Origin of the sequence: Kitasatospora papulosa (assembly GCF_000717245.1) — a bacterium.
Lineage (GTDB): Bacteria > Actinomycetota > Actinomycetes > Streptomycetales > Streptomycetaceae > Streptomyces > Streptomyces papulosus.
Map to the genome: position 1 here is coordinate 491,963 of NZ_JNYQ01000002.1, position 23,699 is coordinate 515,661.

General features: G+C 68.1%; 30 protein-coding genes and 1 tRNA gene. 24 read left to right on the forward strand and 7 right to left on the reverse strand.

Translation table 11 applies throughout. From position 1 onward, the window contains the following. Nucleotides 1–220 precede the first annotated feature (220 nt). The gene (locus IA22_RS0107685) at nucleotides 221–904 is read left to right on the forward strand and encodes a bifunctional DNA primase/polymerase (RefSeq protein WP_014155150.1); all 684 of its coding nucleotides are present in this window, start codon (nucleotides 221–223) and stop codon (nucleotides 902–904) included. A gap of 672 nt (nucleotides 905–1,576) precedes the next feature. Here the strand turns inward: IA22_RS0107685 and IA22_RS0107690 are convergent. From IA22_RS0107690 to IA22_RS0107700, 3 genes are all read right to left on the reverse strand, one after another. Then, complete coding sequence (locus IA22_RS0107690; protein ID WP_030123101.1) at nucleotides 1,577–2,542, reverse strand: DUF5926 family protein; 966 nt, start codon at nucleotides 2,540–2,542, stop codon at nucleotides 1,577–1,579. Nucleotides 2,543–2,690: 148 nt separating this feature from the next. Next, the gene (locus IA22_RS0107695) at nucleotides 2,691–3,290 is read right to left on the reverse strand and encodes an ATP-binding protein (RefSeq protein WP_078468317.1); all 600 of its coding nucleotides are present in this window, start codon (nucleotides 3,288–3,290) and stop codon (nucleotides 2,691–2,693) included. A gap of 131 nt (nucleotides 3,291–3,421) precedes the next feature. Beyond that, on the reverse strand, nucleotides 3,422–4,258 hold the full coding sequence (locus IA22_RS0107700) for a glycerophosphodiester phosphodiesterase (protein WP_030123103.1): 837 nt from the start codon (nucleotides 4,256–4,258) through the stop codon (nucleotides 3,422–3,424). Between the two features lie 197 nt (nucleotides 4,259–4,455). Between IA22_RS0107700 and IA22_RS0107705 the strand changes: the two genes are divergently transcribed. After that, nucleotides 4,456–5,964: a S1C family serine protease gene (locus IA22_RS0107705; RefSeq protein ID WP_030123104.1), complete on the forward strand. Its 1,509-nt coding sequence runs from the start codon at nucleotides 4,456–4,458 to the stop codon at nucleotides 5,962–5,964. A 63-nt stretch (nucleotides 5,965–6,027) separates the two neighbouring features. Then, nucleotides 6,028–6,114: transfer RNA gene (locus IA22_RS0107710), tRNA-Ser, on the forward strand. Nucleotides 6,115–6,264: 150 nt separating this feature from the next. On the opposite strand, the gene IA22_RS0107715 is transcribed toward IA22_RS0107710, so the two are convergent. Then, entirely contained in the window at nucleotides 6,265–6,603 is a 339-nt protein-coding gene (locus IA22_RS0107715) for a hypothetical protein (protein ID WP_030123105.1), read from the reverse strand. A gap of 47 nt (nucleotides 6,604–6,650) precedes the next feature. Beyond that, nucleotides 6,651–7,406 (reverse strand): GntR family transcriptional regulator, encoded by a 756-nt coding sequence (locus IA22_RS0107720; RefSeq protein WP_030123106.1) that lies wholly within the window; start codon nucleotides 7,404–7,406, stop codon nucleotides 6,651–6,653. A gap of 78 nt (nucleotides 7,407–7,484) precedes the next feature. Between IA22_RS0107720 and IA22_RS37510 the strand changes: the two genes are divergently transcribed. From IA22_RS37510 to IA22_RS35125, 7 genes are all read left to right on the forward strand, one after another. Further along, a complete protein-coding gene (locus IA22_RS37510) occupies nucleotides 7,485–7,763 on the forward strand; it encodes a hypothetical protein (protein ID WP_030123107.1) in 279 nt (92 codons plus the stop codon). A gap of 12 nt (nucleotides 7,764–7,775) precedes the next feature. Then, a complete protein-coding gene (locus IA22_RS38200; RefSeq protein WP_030123108.1) occupies nucleotides 7,776–8,087 on the forward strand; it encodes a hypothetical protein in 312 nt (103 codons plus the stop codon). Nucleotides 8,088–8,286: 199 nt separating this feature from the next. Beyond that, complete coding sequence (locus IA22_RS0107735) at nucleotides 8,287–8,511, forward strand: hypothetical protein (RefSeq protein ID WP_030123109.1); 225 nt, start codon at nucleotides 8,287–8,289, stop codon at nucleotides 8,509–8,511. Next, nucleotides 8,508–9,251, forward strand: a complete 744-nt coding sequence (locus IA22_RS0107740; RefSeq protein WP_030123110.1) for a GntR family transcriptional regulator — start codon at nucleotides 8,508–8,510, stop codon at nucleotides 9,249–9,251. Before IA22_RS0107735 ends, IA22_RS0107740 begins: the two co-directional genes overlap by 4 nt. After that, the gene (locus IA22_RS0107745) at nucleotides 9,248–9,550 is read left to right on the forward strand and encodes a hypothetical protein (protein WP_030123111.1); all 303 of its coding nucleotides are present in this window, start codon (nucleotides 9,248–9,250) and stop codon (nucleotides 9,548–9,550) included. Before IA22_RS0107740 ends, IA22_RS0107745 begins: the two co-directional genes overlap by 4 nt. Nucleotides 9,551–9,877: 327 nt before the next feature. Further along, entirely contained in the window at nucleotides 9,878–11,356 is a 1,479-nt protein-coding gene (locus IA22_RS35120) for an RNA-directed DNA polymerase (protein ID WP_078468319.1), read from the forward strand. A gap of 60 nt (nucleotides 11,357–11,416) precedes the next feature. Then, nucleotides 11,417–12,157, forward strand: a complete 741-nt coding sequence (locus tag IA22_RS35125) for an SMODS-associated NUDIX domain-containing protein (RefSeq protein WP_234434513.1) — start codon at nucleotides 11,417–11,419, stop codon at nucleotides 12,155–12,157. A gap of 345 nt (nucleotides 12,158–12,502) precedes the next feature. Here IA22_RS35125 and IA22_RS0107750 read toward each other — a convergent pair whose 3' ends face one another. After that, entirely contained in the window at nucleotides 12,503–12,967 is a 465-nt protein-coding gene (locus tag IA22_RS0107750; protein ID WP_030123112.1) for an NUDIX hydrolase, read from the reverse strand. Between the two features lie 18 nt (nucleotides 12,968–12,985). Between IA22_RS0107750 and IA22_RS0107755 the strand changes: the two genes are divergently transcribed. The 12 genes from IA22_RS0107755 to IA22_RS0107810 all read left to right on the forward strand — a co-directional run bounded on the left by IA22_RS0107755 (nucleotide 12,986) and on the right by IA22_RS0107810 (nucleotide 20,325). Next, the gene (locus tag IA22_RS0107755; protein WP_030123113.1) at nucleotides 12,986–13,765 is read left to right on the forward strand and encodes a GntR family transcriptional regulator; all 780 of its coding nucleotides are present in this window, start codon (nucleotides 12,986–12,988) and stop codon (nucleotides 13,763–13,765) included. A gap of 139 nt (nucleotides 13,766–13,904) precedes the next feature. Then, nucleotides 13,905–14,264 carry an SCO3933 family regulatory protein gene (locus tag IA22_RS0107760; protein WP_030123114.1) on the forward strand — a complete coding sequence of 120 codons (360 nt, stop codon included), beginning with the start codon at nucleotides 13,905–13,907 and terminating at the stop codon, nucleotides 14,262–14,264. Between the two features lie 2 nt (nucleotides 14,265–14,266). Beyond that, nucleotides 14,267–15,619, forward strand: coding sequence for an FtsK/SpoIIIE domain-containing protein (locus IA22_RS0107765; RefSeq protein WP_030123115.1), 1,353 nt, complete (start codon nucleotides 14,267–14,269; stop codon nucleotides 15,617–15,619). An 80-nt stretch (nucleotides 15,620–15,699) separates the two neighbouring features. Continuing rightward, entirely contained in the window at nucleotides 15,700–15,885 is a 186-nt protein-coding gene (locus IA22_RS0107770) for a hypothetical protein (protein WP_030123116.1), read from the forward strand. After that, a complete protein-coding gene (locus IA22_RS0107775; RefSeq protein ID WP_030123117.1) occupies nucleotides 15,885–16,550 on the forward strand; it encodes a DUF2637 domain-containing protein in 666 nt (221 codons plus the stop codon). The genes IA22_RS0107770 and IA22_RS0107775 overlap by 1 nt, the downstream gene beginning before the upstream one ends. An 18-nt stretch (nucleotides 16,551–16,568) precedes the next feature. Next, nucleotides 16,569–16,754, forward strand: a complete 186-nt coding sequence (locus tag IA22_RS0107780) for a hypothetical protein (protein WP_030123118.1) — start codon at nucleotides 16,569–16,571, stop codon at nucleotides 16,752–16,754. A gap of 5 nt (nucleotides 16,755–16,759) precedes the next feature. Next, nucleotides 16,760–16,942 (forward strand): mobile element transfer protein, encoded by a 183-nt coding sequence (locus tag IA22_RS0107785; protein WP_030123119.1) that lies wholly within the window; start codon nucleotides 16,760–16,762, stop codon nucleotides 16,940–16,942. Between the two features lie 12 nt (nucleotides 16,943–16,954). Then, nucleotides 16,955–17,110 (forward strand): hypothetical protein, encoded by a 156-nt coding sequence (locus IA22_RS36400; protein WP_106972196.1) that lies wholly within the window; start codon nucleotides 16,955–16,957, stop codon nucleotides 17,108–17,110. A 27-nt stretch (nucleotides 17,111–17,137) separates the two neighbouring features. Next, nucleotides 17,138–17,452 carry a hypothetical protein gene (locus IA22_RS0107795; RefSeq protein WP_030123120.1) on the forward strand — a complete coding sequence of 105 codons (315 nt, stop codon included), beginning with the start codon at nucleotides 17,138–17,140 and terminating at the stop codon, nucleotides 17,450–17,452. 91 nt (nucleotides 17,453–17,543) lie between these two features. Further along, nucleotides 17,544–18,959: a replication initiator protein RepSA gene (gene repSA / locus IA22_RS0107800; protein ID WP_030123121.1), complete on the forward strand. Its 1,416-nt coding sequence runs from the start codon at nucleotides 17,544–17,546 to the stop codon at nucleotides 18,957–18,959. Nucleotides 18,960–18,961: 2 nt separating this feature from the next. Continuing rightward, nucleotides 18,962–19,183, forward strand: a complete 222-nt coding sequence (locus IA22_RS0107805) for a helix-turn-helix domain-containing protein (protein WP_030123122.1) — start codon at nucleotides 18,962–18,964, stop codon at nucleotides 19,181–19,183. Further along, entirely contained in the window at nucleotides 19,183–20,325 is a 1,143-nt protein-coding gene (locus IA22_RS0107810) for a tyrosine-type recombinase/integrase (RefSeq protein WP_030123123.1), read from the forward strand. The genes IA22_RS0107805 and IA22_RS0107810 overlap by 1 nt, the downstream gene beginning before the upstream one ends. Before the next feature lie 935 nt (nucleotides 20,326–21,260). Here IA22_RS0107810 and IA22_RS0107815 read toward each other — a convergent pair. Then, on the reverse strand, nucleotides 21,261–22,154 hold the full coding sequence (locus IA22_RS0107815) for a bifunctional DNA primase/polymerase (RefSeq protein ID WP_030123124.1): 894 nt from the start codon (nucleotides 22,152–22,154) through the stop codon (nucleotides 21,261–21,263). Nucleotides 22,155–22,405: 251 nt separating this feature from the next. On the opposite strand from IA22_RS0107815, the gene IA22_RS0107820 reads away from it, so the two are divergent. Both IA22_RS0107820 and IA22_RS0107825 read left to right on the forward strand, forming a co-directional pair. Continuing rightward, nucleotides 22,406–22,723 (forward strand): hypothetical protein, encoded by a 318-nt coding sequence (locus IA22_RS0107820; RefSeq protein ID WP_014155127.1) that lies wholly within the window; start codon nucleotides 22,406–22,408, stop codon nucleotides 22,721–22,723. 214 nt (nucleotides 22,724–22,937) lie between these two features. Then, nucleotides 22,938–23,492 carry a SigE family RNA polymerase sigma factor gene (locus IA22_RS0107825; protein WP_014155126.1) on the forward strand — a complete coding sequence of 185 codons (555 nt, stop codon included), beginning with the start codon at nucleotides 22,938–22,940 and terminating at the stop codon, nucleotides 23,490–23,492. The last annotated feature ends 207 nt before the right edge of the window (nucleotides 23,493–23,699 follow it).

Genomic DNA, 23,699 nt, shown 5'->3' on the forward strand with positions numbered 1-23,699 from the left:
GATGTACTGGCTGGACTCGGCTCGGCTCAACCCGGTTCGACTCGGATCAGCTCCATTCTGTTCGGTTCCACTCTGCTCTGCTCGGCTCACGCTCGGCACGACGACCGTCCGTACCGCAGTTCCGATGAGCAAGCATGCAAAGCGAAGAGACGCACACGTGGTGTAACGAGCACGTGGTGCGATGTGGACCTCGGCGTTCAACGGAAAGGAACGAGCGCACATGCGCGAGATCCTCGGAAGGCGACGCAGGCACCGGCCCCGGCGCAAGGAAAGCTCCGCCCAGCTCGACGCGGCGCTGATCTCCGCCACCGCCCGGAAGTGGCCCGTGCTCCCCGGAGCAGGGCTGGCGACGGGGGCCGCACGCGGCGGCCGCGGCCGCGGCTGTGCCTGCCCCGACCCCGAGTGCGCCGTACCCGGCGCACACCCCTTCGACCCCGGCCTCCTCGCGGCGACCACCGACGCCCGCATGGTGCGCTGGTGGTGGACCAACAGGCCTACCGCCCCCGTCATCCTGGCCACCGGTGGTCAGGCCCCCTGCGCCCTGAGCCTGCCGGCCGTCGCGGGCGCCCGGGCGCTGACCGCGCTCGACGGCATGGGCCTGCGGCTCGGCCCCGTCGTGGCGACGCCCACCAGGTGGTCGCTGCTGGTCGCTCCGTACACCCTGGAACGCCTCGGTGAACTGCTGCACGCCCAGGACCGGGTGCCCAGCTCTCTGCGGTTCCACGGGGAGGGCGGCTATCTCGTCCTGCCTCCGTCCGAGGTGGGTACGGGGCAGGTGCGCTGGGAGCGCGCACCGGAGGCCGGTAGCGACGCGGTGTGGCTTCCGGACGTGGAATCCGTCCTGGACGCCCTCGTCGAGGCGAGCAACAGCGCTCCGGACGGCGGCAGCCGGCTCACGTACTGAGCGGCCGGGGTCCCACCGACGCGGGAACAGCGGGCGGCTCACTCCGTAGGGGTGTGATGCCGCCCGGTTCCGCGTCTGCGTGACCGAATGGCCGGTACACCGTGTCCGTGTAATTGCACCATCAGTAAAAGCCGGTCCCACCGGCTTTCCGGCGGTTGTTCGCCGATTGCCGAATCAGGTTCGGCCGGGCCCCACCCGGTGACGGGGAACGGTGCCCGCGGAGTCGCCGAGGTGAATGCCTTCCGTGCGCGCCCATTCGCGGCACCCGGCGGCGAGCCCGGGTTTCTGTCCGAAAGCGAACGCCCTTACGGGTGGTGGGCGCGCGGTGCGAAGTCCGTCGCCGGCGGGCGTACGTGCGGCCCGGGCGCGGCCGTTGCCGCACGTGGACCTGGGCCGGGACGGATGAACCGGGGCCGGGACGGACCCGGTGCCGGGCGGACGCCGCAGGCCCGCCGGTACGCCGAATGCTCCGGCGTACGCCCCGTAGGCCGAGCCCGGAAACGAGAACGCCCGGCCGCTGGCGACGGGGGATGCACCAGCGACCGGACTTCCAGAACCGTAACAAGAGATCTGCCGTTAGCAAATTCGATCTCGCCTATTCGGACAGCGATTTACCGACGGGTACGGGGAGTTGTGACGGGAGTCACCGTCACTTCCCGGATCTCGTCACCGTCAGCTGAGCGTCACCTGGCGGTTGGTGAGCCCGCCGCGTGCGCGTCGCTCCTCGCCGGTCAGCGGAGCGTCCGAGGCGAGAGCCTCGACGAGCCGCTCCGCGAACTGTGCCGCGGGCTTCTCGCACTCCTCGGCGCCCATCGCGCTCGGCAGGTCCCAGACCGGGACCATGAGTCCGTGGGCGCGGAACGAGCCCACCAGACGGGTTCCCTCGCCGAGCGACGACGTGCCCGCAGCGTGCAGCCGGGCCAAGGCGTCGAGCAGCTGCTCCTCGGGGTGCGGCATCACCCAGCGCAGGTGGTTCTTCTCCGGCGTCTCGCACCAGTAGGCGGCGTCCACCCCGGAGAGTCGGGTGGTCGGGATGGCCGCCGCGTTGGCGCGCTCCAGGGAGGCGGACACCTCCGCCGTGGCGTTCTCCGCGTCGGGGACCCAGAACTCGAACCCGGAGTGCACGACGGGCTCGAACGCGGCGTCCGGGTCGAGCACGTCCTGCAGCCGCGGGCCGTCGGCGGGTACCCGGCGGGCGGCGACCGGCGTACCGGGCTCGGCCTCCAGCGCGCGCTGCAGGGTGTCCGCGAGGTCACGGCTGAGGTCGCCGGACGAGGTGTCGTTCTGCAGGGCGAGCAGCACCGAACCGTCGTCCCGGCGGAGCGCCGGCCACGCCATCGGCAGCACCGTCGCCAGCGAGACGGAGGGGACGCCGTCCGGAAGACCGCCCTTCAGCGTCAGCTCGACGGTGGCGGCGGGGACCAGCTCGCGCAGGGCGATCCAGTCGCACTCCCCGGCGATTCCCTGGAAGGGACGCTGGACCAGCTCGGTCACGGCCTGGGCGGCGGCGCGTCCGTGACATGCCTTGTAGCGGCGGCCCGAACCGCACGGGCAGGGCTCGCGAGCTCCTACGACCGGGATTTCACCGTCCTTGAGCTGCGGCTTCCCGGCCTTGGACTGAGGGCGCTTCTTGGCCATGGTGGGCGTTCTCCCGATTGCGACAGTGCGGTCTCGGGCGCGAGCCTAGCCGTCCCGGTCGTCGCCGGGGCACTCCTGCGGCGGCAGCCCTCGGGCCACCGTGCGGTACCGCGTGCCGTGCCGCTCTCGGCCCGCGTCGTCGAAGGCGTCAGCCCGCGTCGTCGAACGCGTCGAGAACGTCGGCGAGCTCCAGTCCGTCGAGCGAACCGAAACCGCTCATTCCGTGCAGTCCGTCCAGCGTGGACCGTCCGCGGCGTGCGGACCGCGCGGGACCCGGGGCCGCCGTGGGGAAGCCGCCGTGTCCGTGCCGGCCCGAGGAGACCCTGGCCCAGACGGTGACCTCGCCGATCGTGTCGTCCCGCACGCCCCACTCCTTGGCGAGGGAGCTGATGATGTTGAGTCCGCGTCCGCCGCGCGCCGTGACCGACGGTGTGGAGGGGACGGGCCTGGTCGGGCCGCCGCCGTCCGTGACCTCGACGGTCAGGTCGCCACGTCTGTCCACACGCCATGCGGCACGGATGTCACCGTCCCCCACCTCCGAATGCTTCCCCAGCGGCCTGCCGTGCCGGCAGGCGTTGCTGAGGAGTTCGGAAAGGATCAGTACGGCGTCATCGACCACGGTGTCCGAGACGCCGTTGCTGCGCAGTTGCTCACGCATACGGTGCCGTGCCTGTCCCACGCCCGCAGGGCCATGGGGTACGGCCATGCTCGACGACGTCGGCACTTCTTGTGCCACCACAAACGCCACCCCCGAGACCTCCTTCGCCCCACGCCACGGATTGGATGCCCTCCTGGACTGCGCCGGAAACCGGGCATGTCTGTGTCAGTGATGCACTCGTAACGATCGATCGCGGAGTGAATGCGCCGGTGCACCCCCTGTTACCGGTGCTCGGTACGACCAAGTTGCGACAGCACCTGTTTCGGTCGGTTCGTGATGATCGCTTCCACTCCGAGGCGTACGCAGAGCTCGACGTCCTCCGGCTCGTTCACGGTCCAGACGTGCACCCGGTGCCCCGCCCGGTGCAGCCGTTCGATGTAGCCGGGGTGGTTGCGTACGATCCGCATCCCCGGGCCGGCGATCCTGGCCCCGGCCGGGAGCCGCCCGTCGCGCAGCCTCGGCGAGACGAACTGCATCAGGAACACCGTGGGCAGGGTGGGGGCGGCGGCCCGTACGCGGTACAGGGACCGGGCGGAGAAGCTCATGACGCGTACCGGCGACGGTCCGTCCGCGGGCGGCGCGTCCAGGCCGAACCGCTTGAGCAGGTGGAGCAGCCGCTCCTCCACCTGTCCCGCCCAGCGGGTGGGGTGCTTCGTCTCGACGGCCAGCTGGAGCGGCCGGCCGGTGGCGCGGACGTCGTGGACCAGTTCGAGGAGCCGTTCCAGGGTGAGCACGGACGTGAGCTCACCCGGCACGGGGTCCCAGTCCGGGGACTCCTCGTGATCCTTCCAGGACCCGAAGTCGAAGGCGGCGAGGTCGGCCAGTTCCAGGGCGGATACGGCGCCCCGGCCGTTCGACGTGCGGTTCACCCTGCGGTCGTGCACACAGACCAGCTGCCCGTCGGCGGTGAGGCGGACATCGCACTCCAGGGCGTCCGCTCCGTCCTCCACGGCCTTCCGGTACGCGGCCAGGGTGTGCTCGGGGGCGTCGTCCGAGGCCCCGCGGTGCGCGATGACCTGGATGGGAGGCTGTGGTGAGGGTAGGCGTGCGTCGGTCACCGCGTCATCGTGTCATCGAGACGCGTCGGGTGCCGACACCTTGTCGCACGCGACCGTTTTGCCTGATGTAAAGATTGGTGTGCGGATGCACAGGTCCTGTTTACAGTGGCCTGACGTGCTGTGGGAAAAGCTGACCGCAGACACGTGCACAGCGGATCTCTTGCCGAATGCCGAGTGGAACCGAGGAGTAAAGAGCTGTGAGCACCGAGAACGAGGGCAACGAGGGCAACGCGGTTCCGTCCGCACCGTCTGTTCCGTCCGCACCTCCCGTGCCGGCTGCCGCTCCCGAAGGCGCCCCGCAGGGAGCCCCGCCCGCGCCGCAGACGCCGCCTGCCGCACCCGCGGACGCACCGACGGCCCAGGTCCCTGGTGCGGCGCACCAGGGAGGTGTGGGCCCGTCCACCGAAGGCGTGGGTCCGTCCACCGCCGCGCAGGAGCAGTACCCGTACGCGCCGCCGTCGCCCCAGCAGCCTCCGGCCGGTTCGGCCGCCTGGCCGCCGCCCCCGCCCGCCGTCCCCTCCTACGCCGACGGCGGGAGCCCCCCGGCCTGGGGAGCCCCGGTGCCCTCGGACGAGCAGCCCCGCAAGCGCCGCGCGAGCGGCCTGGTCGCCGCGGTGGCGGTGGCGGCACTGGTCGCCGGCGGCGTAGGCGGAGCCCTCGGCTACTGGGCCGCGGACAGCAGCGGATCCGGCTCCTCGGGGTCGACCACGGTGGCGGCCTCCAACAGCCCGAAGGACTTCAAGCGCGAGGCCGGCACGGTCGCGGGCGTGGCGGCGAGCGCCCTGCCCAGCGTGGTCACCATCGACGCGAAGTCCGGCGACGGCGAGGGCGGCACGGGCACCGGCTTCGTGTACGACAAGGAGGGCCACATCCTCACGAACAACCACGTGGTGGCCTCCGCGGCGGACAGCGGTCAGCTGACCGCGACGTTCTCGAACGGCAAGAAGTACGACGCCGAGGTGATCGGCCGGGCCCAGGGCTACGACGTGGCCGTGCTGAAGCTGAAGAACGCCCCGGACGGACTGACCCCGCTGGCCCTGGGGGACTCGGACAAGGTCGCGGTCGGTGATTCCACCATCGCGATCGGGGCCCCCTTCGGCCTCTCCAACACGGTCACCACCGGCATCATCAGCGCGAAGAACCGCCCGGTGGCCTCCGGTGACGGCTCCAGCAACAAGAACTCGTACATGAGCGCCCTGCAGACCGACGCCTCGATCAACCCGGGCAACTCGGGCGGGCCGCTCCTGGACGCGGGTGGTGCGGTCATCGGCATCAACTCCGCCATCCAGTCCACCAGCGGCGGCGGCGTCGGCCAGTCCCAGGCCGGTTCGATCGGCCTCGGCTTCGCCATCCCGGTCAACCAGGCCAAGAACGTCGCCGAGCAGCTGATCAAGACGGGCCAGCCCGTCTACCCGGTGATCGGCGCGACGGTGACGATGGAGGAGAAGACCGGCGGCGCGGCCATCTCGAACGAGGGCGCGGGCGGCACCCCGGCCGTCACCCCGGACGGTCCCGCGGCCAAGGCGGGGCTGAAGGCCGGCGACGTGATCACCAAGTTCAACGACACTGCGGTCGAGAGCGGGCCGACGCTGATCGGCGAGATCTGGACCCACAAGCCGGGCGACAAGGTCACGCTGACCTACAAGCGCGACGGCAGGACGGAGACGGCCGAACTCACCCTGGGCGAGCGCAAGGGCGACAGCTGACCGGCTAGGCTGTTCCACGCATCGAGCCGTCCCCCGGCCTCCGGGGGCGCGGTGACGACGCGGGGTGGGTTGCCCGAGCGGCCTAAGGGAACGGTCTTGAAAACCGTCGTCGCAGCGATGTGACCGTGGGTTCAAATCCCACACCCACCGCAGGCGAGAGGCCCCCGACCAGTACGTATGGTCGGGGGTCTTTGCCATGCCCGTTCCCCGCCGGGCACCGCTGTTCCCCCTGGCTTCCCGCTCTGTCGGGCACGGAAGGGGCACGCGGGGGGCACGGAGACAGACACCAGCACCTGCACCTCAGTCGCCTGCGAACCACACGTAGCTGCCCGGGGTTGCTGCGCACTGTTCGAGTACCGCCGCGAGATCGTCCAGTGCCGCGCGCTGGCGCTCGTCCGCGCACTGTTCTTTCAGGCGGGGCACTTCGATGAGTGCTGCTGCGGCTTCCTGCTCGTTCATCACCGTGTCTCCGTAGAGATCGACGGCTGGAAGGCGACCAGGGACGCCGAGATAGTGAAGCGACCCAAGCGCGTCGGCCAACGCCTCGGCGTGCCCGTAGCAGCGTCGCAGAAACGTCCTGCGCGCCTTCTTCCAGTTGCGCGCCGGGCGAGCAGAGTGCAGTTCCACATCGATTCCCACGCACGCATGATGCCGTAGTGACACTTCCCGCAAGGGGGTACGGCCGCTCAGCGATGGATCGGGATCTCGTAGACGATCTCGCAGTGCGCTGCGGGCACCACGATGTCCGCCGTCTCCACGGGGCGGCCCTGGTCGCTGTAGTACGTCCGCCGGATGTGCGTCACGAGTGCGGCCTTCTGTATGCCGAGTAGCGATGCCTCTTCGGCGGTCGCGTGCCGCGGTTCAGGCTGCTCCACCGCATGGCTGACGGTGACTCCGATCGCGGCCATGCGGTTCACGACTCCCGCCCCGGCGTGCGGCCCTCCCTCGGGGAGGACGACGAGTGTGCCGGCGGTGAGGTCGTAGGGCTCCCAACTCGTCGACAGCTGCACCGGCCTGCCGTCCGCCAAGAACTCGTACGTCGTACGCACGCACAGTTCGCCCTCGACGATCCCGAGCCGCGCCGCGATCTCCACCGGGGCGGGCACCTTCGCGTCGGTCCGGCTCTCCCAGTCGCCCTGTCTGCCGAGCGCCTTCATGTCCTGGCGGAACGGAGCTCCGCCGGGCTGCTCGCGCGCCGTTGACCGGACGACCCGTACTCGCTGCCGGGTCTCGGCGACGTATGTGCCCGATCCGGCCCGGCCCTCCAGCACGCCGTGGGAGATCAGCAACTCCTGAGCCCGGCGAACCACGTTCTCGCCCACGCCGTACTCCTGGCCGATCTGGGCGCGGGAGGGGAGGCGGTCGCCCGGTTCCCAGACGTGCTCCGCGATGCGCCGCCGGAGTTCGTCGGCGATGCGGAGATACGGCGGTTGCTCAGACATATGGAAAATCTAGTCCACTAGCTCTAATCTAGTTAACTAGCTTCACTGAAAGTGATCGCTGGCGACGGAGGCTGCCCTGTGCCCGCTTCGGGAGTGACCGCGGCGGCCATCGCCGCCCGACTGTCCGCCATCGGGCTCCCCACGCGCGTGGAGGAGCACAAGCGGTTCACGACGGTCGAGGCGGAAGTACCGGAAACGCTCTCCGCTGAGTCATGGCGGGAGGTCCTGGACGTGGTGGCTGAGGCCGATCGATTCGGACTCCTGGCCACCAGTGTGAACGGCCGCACCTTATGGGCGGCTGTACGCAAAATGGTCCCCACGACGGGCGATGTCGGGGGACCGGGCTATCAGCGATAGGAGCTGAACAGCATGCTCAACCGTATCCGCCGTGCCGCCTCGTTCACCAGAGAGCGGTACTTCTCGAAGGGCCGGCATCGCCGCCCCTTAACGCCCTCCCGGCCGCTGGCTGCTCGCACCGTTATCGCACCCGCTGACGCTTCGGCCGTCGCCCTGGGTCGGGCTTCGGCGGGCGCGGTCCACCGTTACCCGCTGAGGGGTGAGGACGTCGCGCTTGTCCGTCCGTACCTGCTGGCGTGGGAAGAGCGAGTTCGGACGCGCACGGTGCTCGTCGCCCCCCAACTCCCCGCCGACGCCTGGTCGGCCCTCGCGGGGGTCCACTGATGCCTCCTCGCCGACAACCGCACCCCACGGGCACAGCTCCCGTCCCGTACCGCTCGATCGCGTGCTGGATCGGCACGCACCACTCCTGCATCGAGCCCTCCCCGTCTTTGGCGCCGGCCGACGTACCGGTGATCTACGAGGTGTGTGACTGCCCGTGCCACTCGACCCCCGACCCTTATGTGCCTACGGAGGTCACGGCGTGAGGGGCCGAGCACCAGGCGGCGCGCTGGTTTCCCCCGTCGAGGTCACTGCGGCCACGGTGCAGCGCGGCGACATCATCCAACTCGGCGGCCAGGCCTACCGGGTGCGAGACCTTCTCCAGCTCCCGCAGGGGGCCAAGCAACTGGTCTTCGAATCGGGCGAACTGCTGGCCATACACACGCGTACCCGGCTCATCGCCCTGCGACTGCTGAGAAGGCGGTGACCGGCTCCGTGCCTTCTCGTCACCACGACATCGCCGACGACCTCCGCCACCAGATCAAGACGGGCAGCATCAAGCCTGGCGAACGCCTCCCGTCCGAAGCCGGCCTGGCCGTCCGGTACAGAGTCAGCACAGTGACCCTGCGACGTGCTCTCGCTGTGCTCCAGGGCGAAGGACTCGTCGAGAAGATCCACGGCAAGGGCAACTACGTCCGTCACCCCCGCCGCAAGATCATGTACGTCGGCGGCTGGGGCACGCTGGACCCCTGGACCGCTGCTGAGCCGACGTTGCGCGTCACGGTTCGCAGCACCACGGTTCCGGCCTCCGTGCACCTGACGACGTTGCTGAAGGTGCCAACGGGAAGCCCCCTCGCGGAGTACTCCTGCCTCAGCATCGAACAAGGGTCGCCGCACGGCCTGGCCCGCATCTACATCCCGCGCGACTTAGTCCCGGCCGGAGTCCTCGACGACGACTCCGCGTGCCGGGAGGCGGTCACTAGATTCGCCGTCCTCGGCCCGTCGCCGGCCACCGTCCGAGAGACGGTCTGCGCCCGCTCACCGACCCCAGATGAAGCGTCGGCCCTCCGGATCGGATCCACCGCGGTTGTCCTCGCGATCACCCGTGTCGCCACTGACTCCACTGGACGCGTCATCGAAGCGGCGCTCCTGGCCTTCCCGGGAAATCGCGTCGATGCCGTCTTCACCGCCCACCATGTGCTCGACGAGAGGCAGACACAAGGATGACGGCACCGAACGAAATGCGACTGCTTCCGTGGACGGGCCCAGAGGGCAGGCCCTGCTTCCTGAGCACCGACGACCGGGGCGGCTACATGTCCCGTCTGGCAGACCACATCGAGGCGGTCCAACTCGGCACGGCGGCCGAACTGCTGGAAGAGGCCGCGGAAGCCTTCGACGACCAGGACGTGGACCTGACGGACCTGCGCTGCCTGGGCCACGCCCTGACGGGCTCCCTGAGGGACGTGCTTCGGGTTGCGGCCAGCCGTGGTCATCTGCTCACAGTGCGCGAGCCTCACCGAATCTGATAGAGGCTGCGGCACAACGGCGCCAGCCGAGCACAGACTCCCGAGGGGAACCCGAGTGAAGTTCTCGGGTTCCCCTCCCCGTTGTGTTATGCCAGTTCGGTTGCTCGCCGCAACGAGGTAGCCAGACCGGCGGGATGCCCCGAGGGTCGGTTCCTAGGACACCACGCGTGCCGCGAGCTTGGGAACCACGCATGGCTCGTGCTCAAACATCGCCTGGCTTACATAACTGGTCCCTAGCGGGACGTAGTTGAGTAACCTGGGAGGGTTACGTCCATCCCCGGCCGAGCTGTCCTGCCGGGCCGTCAGGACAGGAGCCCTCGCGTAACTATGGCTCGGGTTAGTGCAAATTTTTTAGACAAGGCTTGGTCGAGACTCTACGGCGGGCATGGGCAGTCGGAGATTCCCGACGTTATCAATTTGCGAGACATATCCTCTAACTGGCCTAAGTTTCGAGCAGAGGTAATAAAGAGCCTTCGGAGTGGACAGGTTGGACCCGATTATGTCGAGATCATAGACCTGCCCAAGAACCCCGTCGGGGTCCGCCCAATTGCGCGACTAACAGTGCACGATCGTCTCGTTTATGACACGCTAGTATTTGCGATCGCTGATCTGATTGATCATCAGGTCGGGGATGCGGTCTATAGCGCCCGTTGGAGCAATGGGGGAAAGGAATTCTGGACACCTGTTAACTCTTGGGTGAACATGCAGAAGCAAGGCGTCAAGATAATTAACTCGGCCCCCTTTCAGCTTGCCCGAACTGACGTAGTGTCTTTTTATGAGCACATTGACGTGAGCACACTTTCGGTGGACCTGCAAACCTTAAATGCTAATCCGAGAGTGTTGGGGCTTCTGGATAAATACCTGCAGATGTTCCAGTCATCCAGCCATGCGTGGGGAATACCGCAAGGGCCTGATTCTTCGGGCATCCTTGCAAATATGTACCTCTTGCCGGTGGACGAGTTCGTATACAGGTCTAAGGTCAATTATCTACGATACTCGGACGATATGATGATTTTCGACACCGATTGGACCGCCCTGCGAAGTATTTTGTTGGAGATCAACTCCATTTTGCGGTCTCGACGGCTTTCAATGTCTGCAGCGAAGACGGACATCTTTGATAATTCCGAGTCGGTCACGCAGTTGGAAAACCTTGAGAAAGATGCAATCAATTATGGGCTAAAAATTGGCGAGATGGGCGCTGATGATCGACTTTATAAACTCTTCACTCAGGCCATATCGGGGAACCAGAAGGATCGAGATGTAAAATTTGCGCTCTACCGCATGGGAGTATGGCTCAGTGATGACCGTGCAATTCCCTGGGTCATGAAGAACTTGATAGAGAGCCACCATTTGGCTGGCAACTTGTTGGACTATTTGGAGTGCTTCCCAAGTCGCCGTATTGCTATCGGTAGGGTGCTCGCATCCACGCTGTCCCTCGTAGCCGGGAAGGATTACGACTATCTGGAGCAGCGCGTGCTTCAATCTGCAGCGCGCCAGGAAATCAGGTCGCGTAAGATTCGGGATCATTCCTGGCAGATCCTGCAGAATAAAAACAAATCCAACCTGCCGCGGGAGTTTGCTGCGCGGTATCTGGGGAGATTTAGCTCGCCGGCGGACGGTCAGCTTCTGCGACGCCAGTATGAGGATGAGGCGAATCCTAGTGTCCGTCGTGCTCTGCTTGTTGCCATGTACGAGGCTCGTTCAGTTTCCAATGGGCTGCTTGAGCGGCTCGCTGGATCGGAATCGGAACTGGCCTGGGTTTGTCGCTATCTACTCAAAAACCCGAAAATCCCTCTGCCTAGATAGTTGGTGACAATTATGGTCCGACTAGTGTCTTATTTTCTTGCCGCACTGGTGAGCGGAATAGTGAGTTTCTACCTGCCTAACCCGACAGCGGTCAACCTTGTGGCGGGATTTAGTGTGGGAATGCTCATACCTACACTCGATGAAGTTGGTAAAAATCGTCAAGATATAAGACACCTATGGTACTCGACCAGGTATAGGAATCGGAGCATTCGTGTTTCCACTTCTTACTTGTTCAGGATTAAGCTCGATGACAAGTACCTTCTGATCCGTGGGCGCAGATTCCCGCAGTTCCAGCCAGTCGGTGGTGTTCACAAAGTGACGGCACAAGGCAGCGGTAAGTTGCTTGCTATGGGGGTGACGGATGACGATCTAGTGCCTTTCGATGCGTCGAGTAGGGGTGATCTTCGCGTTCGTGTACCCGGGCGCCAAATCGCACGCTTCTTTAACTGGTTTAATTCACGACAGGGGCGCGAGGATTCTCCGTGGCGTGAGTTCCAAGAGGAGCTCGTTGCTTCCTCGATTTTGCCGAGTTCTCATTTTCCGCACATCATGCACAACTATGTCAGGCGCGATGTGGATAAAATTCGCTATAGCCCTCATGCGCAATCGCTTGAAATCTTGGTCGCAGACATTTATGAGCTAACGCCGAATCTTGACCAAGAGGCTGAGCTCCGCAGTCTTATGAATTCAGGGCACCCGGATTTGCTGTGGGCAACCACGCAACAGATAAGCCGACGGGGGTCTATTCCGGGGCAGAGGCATCAAGTTGATATTGCTGCGCATGCTCAACGGATCCTGTAGAGCGCGCATAGGTCGGCGGAGCGGGTTTGGCCGGTGTCCTGCCCGGTTTGGGGTCGAGCATGATCAGGGGGCCGTACGCTGGCCGGCAACTCGGGCAGGCTGTGATCCTGCCCGGAATTTGAACGAGTGGCCCCCTGGTCTTGCTCGGCGCGGGACCCGAACCGGGGAGGTGGCTAAAGCCGTGGAGCCGACCGCCCCAGCCACAGCGGGGCCCCCACCTTCTGCCCGCAGCTCGCCAGCGCGCCGCCGGGCGCGGCTAGCCGGGGCGGAGACAGGAGGCAGGCCGCGCCGCAGAGGCGGCGCGCGCCCGCGCCGTGCGCGGGCCTTGATGAAGTAGAGAAAGTCTTATCCCGCTGTGATCAGTTGCTTGCCGTCGTGGCTCCGCACGTGAGGCCCGTTGCCGTCCAAGGCGTCCAGGAGACGGACCGCGTAGACCTCGGCCATGCGCTCGTTGACCTCGTCGGGTGTGAGCCAGGAGACGGCTGTCGACTCACTTGATGTGCGCTCGGTGCCGCCGGAGGGCTTGCAGCGGAATACCAGGGCGACGATGCCTCGGGTCGTGTTCTTGTAGACGCCGGTGAGCTGATCCACCTTGACGTGAATGCCTGTCTCTTCCCAGACCTCGCGGGCAACGCCGGCTTCCGGCGTCTCGTTGAGTTCGAGGATGCCGCCGGGGAGTTCCCAGGTGCCGTTGTCGGCTCGGCGGATCGCCAGGAGGCGGCCGTCCTCGCGCACCACTACTCCGGCGACGGACACGGAGTGCAGGGGAGTGGGTGCCGCTTCCTGTGATTGACTCATGTAGAGGAGCATAGGAGGCAGGGAAGGACTATGGGAACTGCGGCGGGAGGGGCCGGTTCCGGTCCTCGGTATGTGCAGATCGCTGATGACCTCGTGCAGCAGATCCGGGCGGGGGTGCTCAAGGCCGGCGACATGGTGCCGAGCGAGTCCGAGCTGGTGGATCGCTACGGGGTCTCCGGCGGGACGATCCGTAAGGCCATGGTCGAGGTACGGACGAGTGGGCTCGTCGAGACCAGGCATGGCAAAGGCTCGATCGTGAAAAATCGGCCCCCCGTACGGCACCGCTCCTCCGATCGGTTCCGGCGCTCGCTCCGCCAAGGTGGCCAGGCTGCCTACCTCGCGGAGTCGGCCCAGTCCGGCGCCACCGCGAAAGTCAGCGTCCTCTACATCGGTCCCATGGACGCGCCCGAGGATGCGGCCGAGCGTCTGGGCGTTCCCGCCGGTACACAGGTGTTGGCCCGCCGGCGCCTCTACTTCCGTAACGGCACCCCGGTGGAGACCGCCTCGTCGTACCTGCCCTGGGACGTGGTGAAGGAGATCCCGGAGCTGTTCGCCGAGAACCCCGGGGGCGGCGGCATCTATGCCCGACTCGAAGACCACGGGCATGAGTTCGCGGAGTTCGTCGAGACGCTGCAAGCGCGCCCGGCCTCGAAGTCGGAGGCGTCGGAACTGACGCTTAGCCCGGGTGCGCCCGTGGTTCACCTGATCCGGGAGGCCCGGACGACTGCGGGTCGGGTGGTCGAGGTGTGCGACACGCTCATGGCCGCTGACCAGTTCGTTTTCGAGTATCGGATCCCTGCTGACGACTGACGTCCCCTCAACTTTCCGCAACCCGTCGTGAGTTCTTCTTCGCGACGGGTTGACTCATGTACAGGAGTCGGGCACTCTTCTTCATGTCACTCATATACATGAGTGGCGGAGTTCAGCATCTATAGAGGAGTGATCTGCTGTGCGTCAGATTCCCGTCGACACCTCCAGCGCTGTCGTGATGGTCGCCAAGCCTCCGCTGGTCAAGGTCCGTGACCGCCGCACCGGTGAGATCGCCACCGACATGGAGACCGGTGCTCAGCTCATGACCGTGGACGTGATGTTCGCGGCGAACGAGGAGGTGGAGATCCTGTCCGTCACCGTTCCGGAGCCCGGGATCACCGGTGAGCTGTCCATGGGTACGCCGGTCGCGCTCACCGGCCTGGTCGCCCGTCCGTGGGAGAACGACTTCAACGGCCAGCGGCGGCACGGCATCGCGTTCCGCGCGGTCGCCGTCACCTCGCTCGCCGACGTCGCCGCCGCAGGGTCGAAGGCGGCCTAGTCATGACCGCCTTCACGGTCGCTCTGGTGCTGGTCGTCGCCGCTGCGGGTCTCCTGCGGTGGCGGCGGCCCGCCTGGTACTGGCTGGCCTTCGGGGTCACTCTGGCCGCGCTGCGGGTCTTGGTCCGGTACCGCTCGGTCATGGACGCGTGCGGGTTGACCGTTCCGCCGGCGCGGTGGCGGTTAGCTCTGGCTCGGGCCACCAACCAGCCGATACCTGAGCCCCGCCCACCGCGTATCCGGCGACTGCGGCCGACTCGCACCGGCCTGGTCCTCCGACTCAAGCTCGGTCCCGGCCAAGACGTCTTCGACATCGCTGCGGCCTCGGACCGGCTTCGGCACTCGTTCTCGATGTTCGGCGTGACCTCGCGTGAGGTGCGGTCCGGTGTCGTCGAGGTGCGGATGACCGGATACGACGTGCTCAAGCGGGTGCAGATGCCTGCTGAGACGGAGACCCGGGCGATGCGGGTACCGGTCGCCCTCCGGGAGGACGGGTCGGTGCACTACCGCGACTACCGCGCGATACCTCATGCCCTCACCCTCGGCGCCACGGAGTCCGGCAAGTCGGTCTACCAACGCAACCTGGTCGCCGGCCTTGCTCCTCTGGACGTTGCCCTCGTCGGCATCGACTGCAAGCAAGGGGTCGAACTCTTCCCGCTGGCGCGCCGGTTCTCAGCGCTGGCCGACAGCCCGGACACCGCTGCCGAACTCCTCGATGCACTCGTGGCGCGGATGGCGGACGTCTACCGCCTCATCCGTACCCAGCAGCGCATCACCGTCGATGTACCGGACGCGGAGATCGCCGCCGACATCTGGGACCTGCCTGATGGGCTCCGCCCGACCCCGGTCGTCGTCCTGGTCGACGAGGTGGCCGAACTCGCTCTGTACGCAACGAAGGAGGAGGAGAGGCGGCGGGACCGCATCATCACCGCCTTGGTCCGTCTCGCGCAGCTCGGCCGCGCCGCCGGTATCTACCTCGAAATCTGCGGACAGCGCTTCGGCTCCGAACTCGGCAAGGGCATCACCATGCTCCGCGCCCAACTCACCGGCCGCACCGCCCACCGTCTCAACGACGAGACCTCCGCCAACATGGCCTTCGGCGACATCGCCCCGGACGCGGTCCTCGCCGCCATCCAGATTCCCGCCGAACTGCGAGGCCTCGCCATCGCGGGAGACGCGTCCGGCGGTTGGCACCGCATCCGTGCTCCGCACACCTCGCTCCGCCAGGCCGTGAACCTCTGCAACCGGTACGCCGACAGGACCCCTGACCTGCCCGAGCTGGCCCCTTTCCGGCCCACCACCGGCACCGCCACCGAACTTGTGCCATCGGCGAAGGCCTCTCCGGCCACCGCCTGAACTCTCCCCCCACCCGGTAGGCGTGACCGTCTTCGCGCCGAGTCCCTACCACCGCCATGCCCAGAGAAGGGAGAACCGCCATGTGCCCCGACTGCGAGGACTTCGCCCGGACCGTGCTCCTGCTCGGCCAACTCGCCCTGTACGCCGACATGGCCGACGCCGACCTCGACTTCGTGGACGTCGTCAGCCCGTCCCTCGCCGTATCGCTGCCGGAGCCGCCGCCGGGCACGTTCCCGGACGACTCCGACCCCGCTGAGGACTCCTGATGGGCGCCCGTCACGGTCTCCGGATCGACGCGGTGTTGATCCAGGCGGTCATCGCCGGAGCTCTGTCCTTCGCCCACCTGCACGACCTCGCCGCCGCGGCCGGACAGGACGGCTGGAAGGCATGGGCCTACCCGGTCAGCGTCGACCTGCTCCTTGTCGCCGCCTGGCGTCGGCTGCGCAGCGAGGGTCCGTCCCGGTTGGCCTGGTGCTGGTTCCTGATCGCCCTGTTCGCCTCGCTCGGCGCCAACGTCGCCACCGCCGGGTTCCTCGACCTGGCCGACCCGCCGGCCCCGCTCCGGCTCGGCATCGCCGGATGGCCCGCACTCGCCTTCCTCGGCGGCACACTCCTCGCCCACTCGTCGGGGAAGCCGGAGCCAGCTCCGCCAGCCGCCGTCACGGAGACAAAGGACGTCGAGCCAGCGCGTACGCCTGACGCCGCCCCGATCCCATCCCTGGCCGATGAACCCCCTGCGACAACGCCCCTGTCCTCGCAACCGGCCGCGCCCCCGGATCCGCCCGTTCCCGCCGTGCTGATCGACCACGCCCGCAAGGTCGCCGACGAGTACCGCACCCGCACCGGATCACCGATCGACACCGACACCCTCCGCTCCCGCCTCGGCGTTCCGCCCCACCTCGCCGACGCCATCGCCGCCCGCCTCAGCTGACCGCAACGGAGAACTGAGATGACCCACGATCCCGCCGACCTGACCGTGGACGACTACCTCGACGGAGCGCGTGAGATGGCCGCAGCCGGACGCCCCTTCCTCGCCCACCTGCTCGCCGAGGAAGCCGCACGGCGCGTCGACGACCCGGCCACCGCCCGCAGCATCCGCGCCCAGTACACCGACCCGACGACCGACAGGGGCTGACCGACATGCCCGCCCGCGACAGCTTCCACTCCGTGATGCGTATCGGCCCCGTGCAGATCGGCACCCACCGCGACCGCACCGCCCACGCCGCCGTCTGCACTGCCGACCGCTGCGGCTGGTCCGCCGACTACTCCAGCCGGACCGCCGCCCAACTCGCCGCCCGTACCCATCGCTGCACCGTCCGATAGGAGACAGCGTCCATGGACGTCCCCCTCTGGATCGCCCTGCTGGTCGTCGGCTACCTCGGCATCAAGCTCTTCCGCCCGCCGGCGTGGCTGATCTGCGTACTCCTCCTCGGCGGCTACCTCCTCGCCGACAGCCTCGTCGCCTCCGTCATCGACACCGCCGTCAAGTAACCCGCGCCCGGGAGAGGAGAACCACCCATGTTCCAGCCCAAGATCCCGACCATGCCGCAGCCCTCGGGCCTGGTCACCCCGCCCGCCGTCGTCCAGCCGACCACCATCACGCCGGGCACGCCTGCCCCGGCACCCGCCGCCGCCCCTGAGCCGTCCCGTCCGGTCGTACAGCTCACCCCCGGCACCGCGGTCGCGCTCGTCGGTGCCGGTACTGCCGTCGTCCTGGTCGTCGGCACCGTCTTGGTCTCGCTGCTCCTGGCGGTCGCCGTCACCAGCGCATCGGTCGCCGTCTGTGCGGTCGTCGTGCGCTCCCTGATCGCGTCCGACGCCAAACGCCGCTGACCGGCCCCCGGGCGGCCTCGATACCGCCAAGCATCCGCCGCCCGGGAGCCGTACCCACCGATCGATCTCGCAACCGGAAGGAACTCCCAGCATGGCCCACCGGCCCTCACCCTCGGAACAGAAGCGGTCCATGCCCGCCCCACAGCTCGACCCGACCGTCCTCGGGGACGTCCTCCGGGTGGCCTCGGCCTCCGACTACACCCGCTGGGAGGACCAGATCCGCCGTACCGGCGGCTGTGCCGACCCCGTCCATCTGAGCGGCTGGGTAACCCATAAGGACAAGACCACCGGCGAGACCCTGCACCGCTACTCGACCGCGTACGAGCCGGGCGGACGCCTCCGTATCGCCTGCGGCAACCGCCGTGCCTCCCGCTGCCCCTCCTGTGCCTGGACCTACGCGGGCGACACCTACCACCTGATCCGTGCCGGCCTCGCCGGAGACGATCGCCGCGACATCACCGCCGCTGTCCGCGACCACCCGCGCGTCTTCGCCACCCTCACCGCACCCTCGTTCGGCCCCGTCCACAACCGCCCCGACCGGGGCACCTGCGGTTGCGGCACGGCACACGCCCCGGACTCCGGAGACCTGGGCTCCGCCCTTGACCCGGAGACCTACGACTACGCGGGCGCCGTGCTTTTCAACAACCACGCCGGGGAGCTCTGGCAGCGTTTCACCACCCGACTCCGCCGCGAACTCGCCATCCACGCAGGAATCCCACGCCGTGAGCTGGGCGACCATCTCCGCGTCTCCTTCGGCAAGGTCGCGGAGTTCCAGAAGCGCGGAGCCCTCCACTTCCACGCCGTCATACGTCTCGACGGCCCGGAGGGACCTCGTACGCCGCCGCCCTCTTGGGCCACGGTCGATCTCCTCACCGACGCGATACGCGCCGCAGCCGCGCACTCGTACACGTCGGTCTCCGTCCCGGCTGCCGGTGAACAGTCGGCCCGGACCTTCCGGTGGGGCCGACAGCTCGACGTCCGCCCGGTCAAGGCTTTCGGCGACGGTTCAGATGTCACCGAACAGGCTGTTGCCTCGTACGTGGCCAAGTACGCCACCAAAGCCGCCGAGAACACCGGCACCCTGGACCGCCGCATCGGCGAACTCGCCGAACTCGACCGCCACCGCGTTCCCGATCACACCCGTCGGCTCATCACCGCATGCCGTGAGCTCGACACCCTCTATCCGGACCGGCGTCTCTGGGCCTGGGCCCACATGCTCGGCTTTCGCGGCCACTTCTCGTCCAAGTCCCGCACCTACTCGACCACCCTCGGCGCCCTCCGCCAGGAACGCGCCGACTATCGCGCTGCGCAGGAAGCGACGGTCCTCGGCCTGGCCGACCGTGAACCGGACACCGTCCTCGTCCTGGCGGACTGGCAGTACGTCGGCCACGGGCACACCCCCGGCGAAGGGGCTCTGGCCGCCACCATCGCCCGTGACCTCCAGACCAACCGCGAGACCGCCCGGGACGCACTGAAGGACCGCACTGCCAACGAGGGGGAGTGGTGACCGTGGCGGACCGACTGCTCACCGTGAATCAGGTCGCCGAACGCCTCGGCACCGGCCTCCGCTTCCCACGCCGGCTCATCGAGGAACGCCGCATCACGTTCGTCAAGGTCGGCCGACATGTCCGCATCCCCGAGAGCGCCGTGGAGGAGTACGTCAGTGCCCACACGGTGGCGCCGATCGTCCTGCGGCCCACCTCGGCGTACTCGTACCGGAGGGCTGCCTGATGGCCGCCAAGCGTAAAGCCCGCCGCGCCTTCGGCCGGATTCGGAAGCTGCCGTCCGGCCGGTTCCAGGCTCGGTATCCGGGGCCTGACGGCGTGCTGCGTGCAGCTGATCAGACGTTCGCGACAACGACGGACGCCGATCGCTGGCTGGCACGGAAGCGAATCGAGATAGAGGAGGGCCGCTGGCTCGACCCCGCCGAGGGACGGACCACCGTCCGCGATTGGTCGGCACGATGGCTCACCGCGGTCTCCCCGCAGCTCAAGCACAAGACACAGGCGTCGTACCGATCCCTGATCAACTCGCTGATCGTTCCGGCGCTCGGTGATCGTGAGCTGTCCAGCCTTCGGCCGATCACCATCGTCGAATGGGTCGGTGCGATGAAGACCCGTGGTCTCAGCGCCTCGCGGATCAGGCAGGCCTACCGGGTGCTCTCGCAGATCATGCGGGCGGCCGTCGACAACGAGATGATCGGGCAGACCCCGTGCAGGGGTGTGAAGCTGCCTCGCATGCCGCAGACCGAGCCGCACATCCTCACCCCGCTGGAAGCCTCACGGATCGTGCGGAACGCGACGAAACCGCATGACCTGCTGATCTCCTTGCTCGCCTACGCGGGTCTGCGGGTCGGAGAGGCGTTCGCGCTGCGGCGGGCGGACATCGATGTGTCCGGCGGCCTGGTCCTCGTCGATGAGAACCTGGCCGAAGCGAATGGCACCCTCGTCTTCGACACACCCAAGTCCCATCAGAAGCGGGTCCTGCGGATCGGGCCGTCACTCGCGGCGCGGATCGGCCGGCACCTGGAGACGCTGCCCGGCGGGGAGGACGCTCTCCTCTTCGTCACGCCCGGCGGCAAGCCTCTGCGCTACAACCAGTGGCGCAAGGCGTACTTCGACCCCGCCGTGGCGGCGGCCGGGCTCACCGACGTCACGCCGCACGATCTCCGCGCCTCGCACGGGACGTGGGTCGCCGACCGGTACGGCGTGATGACCGCCGCGCGGCGGCTGGGGCACTCGAACGCGAGCGTGACCACTCGGCACTACGCCCGGCCCGTGGCTGGTCGAGACGACCAGGTGGCGGAAGCGGCGGACAGCTGGCTCAGTGGGTCGGACACCGACGACGGCCCTGCCGGTGTCGCTTCGAGCTGACCACCCTGCCTCTCCTGCCAGTTGAACGGCCCCTGACCATGTACCTGGTCGGGGGCCGCTTTCCTGATCAACCCCTTGGACGGCCCGGCCCGGCACGAGGTAAAACCCGATGTATGACCGTCCTCTACTGCGCCAGATGTGGGGTCGCGCTCACTGGAGACCTGGTGGCGCTGCCGATCGTTCCGGAAGTGGCTGACTCCGATCATGGCCGGGACAAGAAGACCGGTCGGGCTTGCTCCACTGTTCCCAGGGGGCACTATGCCATCGACCCCAACCCCTGGGGCGCTCCGTTCGTCGTCGCCGACGTATCCTCCCGCCTTGCTCGCAGCACGGGACGCGAGCTGCTGAGAGCCGACTCCCATGTCACCACGTCCGCCGGAGCCCGTGACAGCTTTGTCCTTCACCCGGACGATGCTGTGCCGCGTCTTGAACCCTTCACCCTCGGGGACAACTGGCTTGGGTGCTGCGGTCCCACCGGCGCGCACGGCCCCAACCTGGCCTGCCCCTGCGGCTCCCGCCTGGCCACTTGGGCGGCCGATTGTTTGGGCCCGAATGAACTTCACCTTGACCCGGTCCGTGTCTACGCCTGGCATCAAGAGTCACGATGCTGAGCGAGGGACACGTAGCGGGCACGAAGCCGATGACAACGGCTCCGTCAGGAGGCCTGTACCCGTCTGACCTGCGGCGGAGTCCAGAAGCCGCCCGACCCGCGAAAGGTCTTGAAAACCGTCGTGGCGCGAGTCACCGTGGGTTCAAATCCCACACCCACCGCAGAGAGACGGCCCCTGACCAGGCAACCTGGTCAGGGGCCGTTCCCGTGGCCGACGTGGTCGGGACGTGGCCCCGGTGACCGTCTCCGTGGTTGGCGGGGCGGGCGTCGGATCGAGGGCTCGGTCGGCGCTCGCTGACGTCATTTCAGGAGCTGAGCGGCCCCTTCATCGGCTCGGCCGCTGGATGGTCAGGCGGGCGGCCGAGGCGATCGCGGCGCGTGCTTCCTGCTCGGTGAGGCCGGTGGCGACCGCCGCCTCGGTGAGTGCGGGGGCGAGGTCGTCGCCGAAGCCGTGTTCGTACGCGCGGCAGGCGGCCCAGAACAGCCGGGTGTTGCGCTGGCCCTCGTGTGCGGCGCGTACGAACTGGACCAGGCCCTCTCCCTGCCGGGCCTGCCGCTCCGAGGACGCCGGGACGGCGGAGGAGCGGCGGGGGCGTGGTGGCGGTGTGAGCAGGCGCAGGAGGGGGCGGGGGCAGGGGGCCGGTGCCAGATGTGCCGTGCCCGGGGCGAGCCGGTACCGGCCGTGGGTCGTGACCGAGCCGGGGCCGACGAGGTAGCCGCCCGCCCCGCGTACGTCGATACCGGGGGCCAGCCGGCCCGCGGAGTTGGGTACGGAGACCCCCGGCGGGCCCGTCAGCCAGAGGTGCCGGCCGCCGCTGGGCGTGAGCACGGTGACGGTCGGCGGGATCGTGAACAGGTGCTGGAGTGCCAACTGCCGCAGTGCGGCCACGGAGTCGTTGCCGTGCGTGGTGTCGATGTCGAGGTCGATGCCGATCAGCCGGTGCGGCTGCCGTCCGCAGGCGATGCCGTACCCGGTGGCCCTGGGCGCCGCCGCGAAGAGCGCCCGGACGGTGGCCGGGTCGGTGGTGGCGTCGTGGACCCCGTGGCCGGGGAGCCCGCAGGCGCCCCGGCAGTGCACGGGAGGGGTCTCGTCCCGGTGCGGTGAGCGCAGCGCGGGGAGCTTGGAGGCGGACAGGGGGAAGACGGGGAGCCCGCGCTCCGCGGCCGAGAGCGCATGGGCCAGGGCCAGAGTGGCGGTCTGCCGGTCGGTGGTGGCCATGGAGCCATTTTCGTACAAGCGTTCGAAGAAAGGAAGGGGGCAGGGCCTGCCTGCGGTGGAAGGGTCACTCTCGCGGGAGGTTTACCGGGCGGGGCTCATACGTGCGGGGGAAGCGCGCGTCATGGGTGGTTCGGCTCGGATGCGGCGGGCATCTCTGCACCCGCGACGTCGTGACCAGTACCGGGGCGGTCGGCCAACTGCTTCGGAACCAGCCGTATCAAGCCGCATTTTGGGTTCCTGGAGGAATTGACATGGCAACCATCCGTACCGCTCGCGCTCTCGCCGCCGTCGCCGCTCTGCCGCTGGCCGCCGCCCTGTTCGGGGGAGTCGCCGCAGCCGACAACGGTGCGTTCGCGAGTGACGGGTCGAACGCGGGGGTGGCGACCATCGGGTCCGGCGGCGTCGGCGGGGACAACACCGGCAATTCGTCCACGTCGCAGCAGCAGGCCGTGGGCGCCGGTGCTTCCAACCACAGCAACACCGTCCAGGTCAGCCAGTCGCCCTTCGCCTACATCGATCAGTCCACCTACAACGTGTACGTGATCTTCTCGCCGCTCTGGGTGAACTGACCGGGGGCCCTGCGGCGGCGTCGGCCGGCGCCGCCGCACGGGCGGCCCTTGTCGACGGTGCGAGCGCCCGCCCCGGGGTGAGGACCCTGAGGCGGGTGTGCCGTTCCTCCACCTTCAGGAGGTGGGGGCCGCCCGACCCCTACAACCTGAGGCGGACGTGGCTTCGGGACCTGGGGCCGATCCCCTCGTGCGCGCCCGCTCCTAGCGTGGAGGTATGACCACGCCAGTCTGCACCGGCGCCTCCAGGGCGGCCGCTGCCTCCGCCGGACACCGCCGCTATCCGTCGTTCTCGTCGTACGTGCGCGCCCGGGGCCCCGTGCTGCTGCGCACCGCGCGTTCCCTCACCGCGAACCCGAGCGACGCCGAGGACCTGCTGCAGACCGCCCTGACCAAGACGTACGTCGCCTGGGAGCGCATCGAGGACCACCGGGCGCTCGACGGGTACGTCAGACGTGCCCTGGTGAACACCCGGACCTCGCAGTGGCGCAAGCGCAAGGTCGACGAGTTCGCCTGCGAGGAACTGCCCGAGAGGGAGACCGCGCCCGCCCCCGACCCGGCCGAGCAGCAGTCCCTGCACGACGCGATGTGGCGTGCCGTGCTCAAGCTCCCGGACCGGCAGCGGGCCATGGTCGTCCTGAGGTACTACGAGGACCTCAGCGAGGTGCAGACGGCCGAGGTGATGGGTGTGTCCGTCGGCACGGTCAAGAGCGCCGTCTCCCGGGCGCTCGGCAAGCTCCGCGAGGATCCGGAGCTCAGCCCGGTCCGGTGAGCGGGATCCGTCCGTGACCGGACTGCCGTGACCGGACTCCCGTGACCGGACTCCCGTGACCGGACTCCCAATGACCGGACTCCCGTGACCGGACTCCCGCCCGGACGCGACGTCTTCCGCACGGTCGTTCCGGGCGCCTTTCTGCCGGCCGGCACCGGACGACACCGATTCGTACTCCCGGAAGTAGTGACATACCGCTTGGTATGT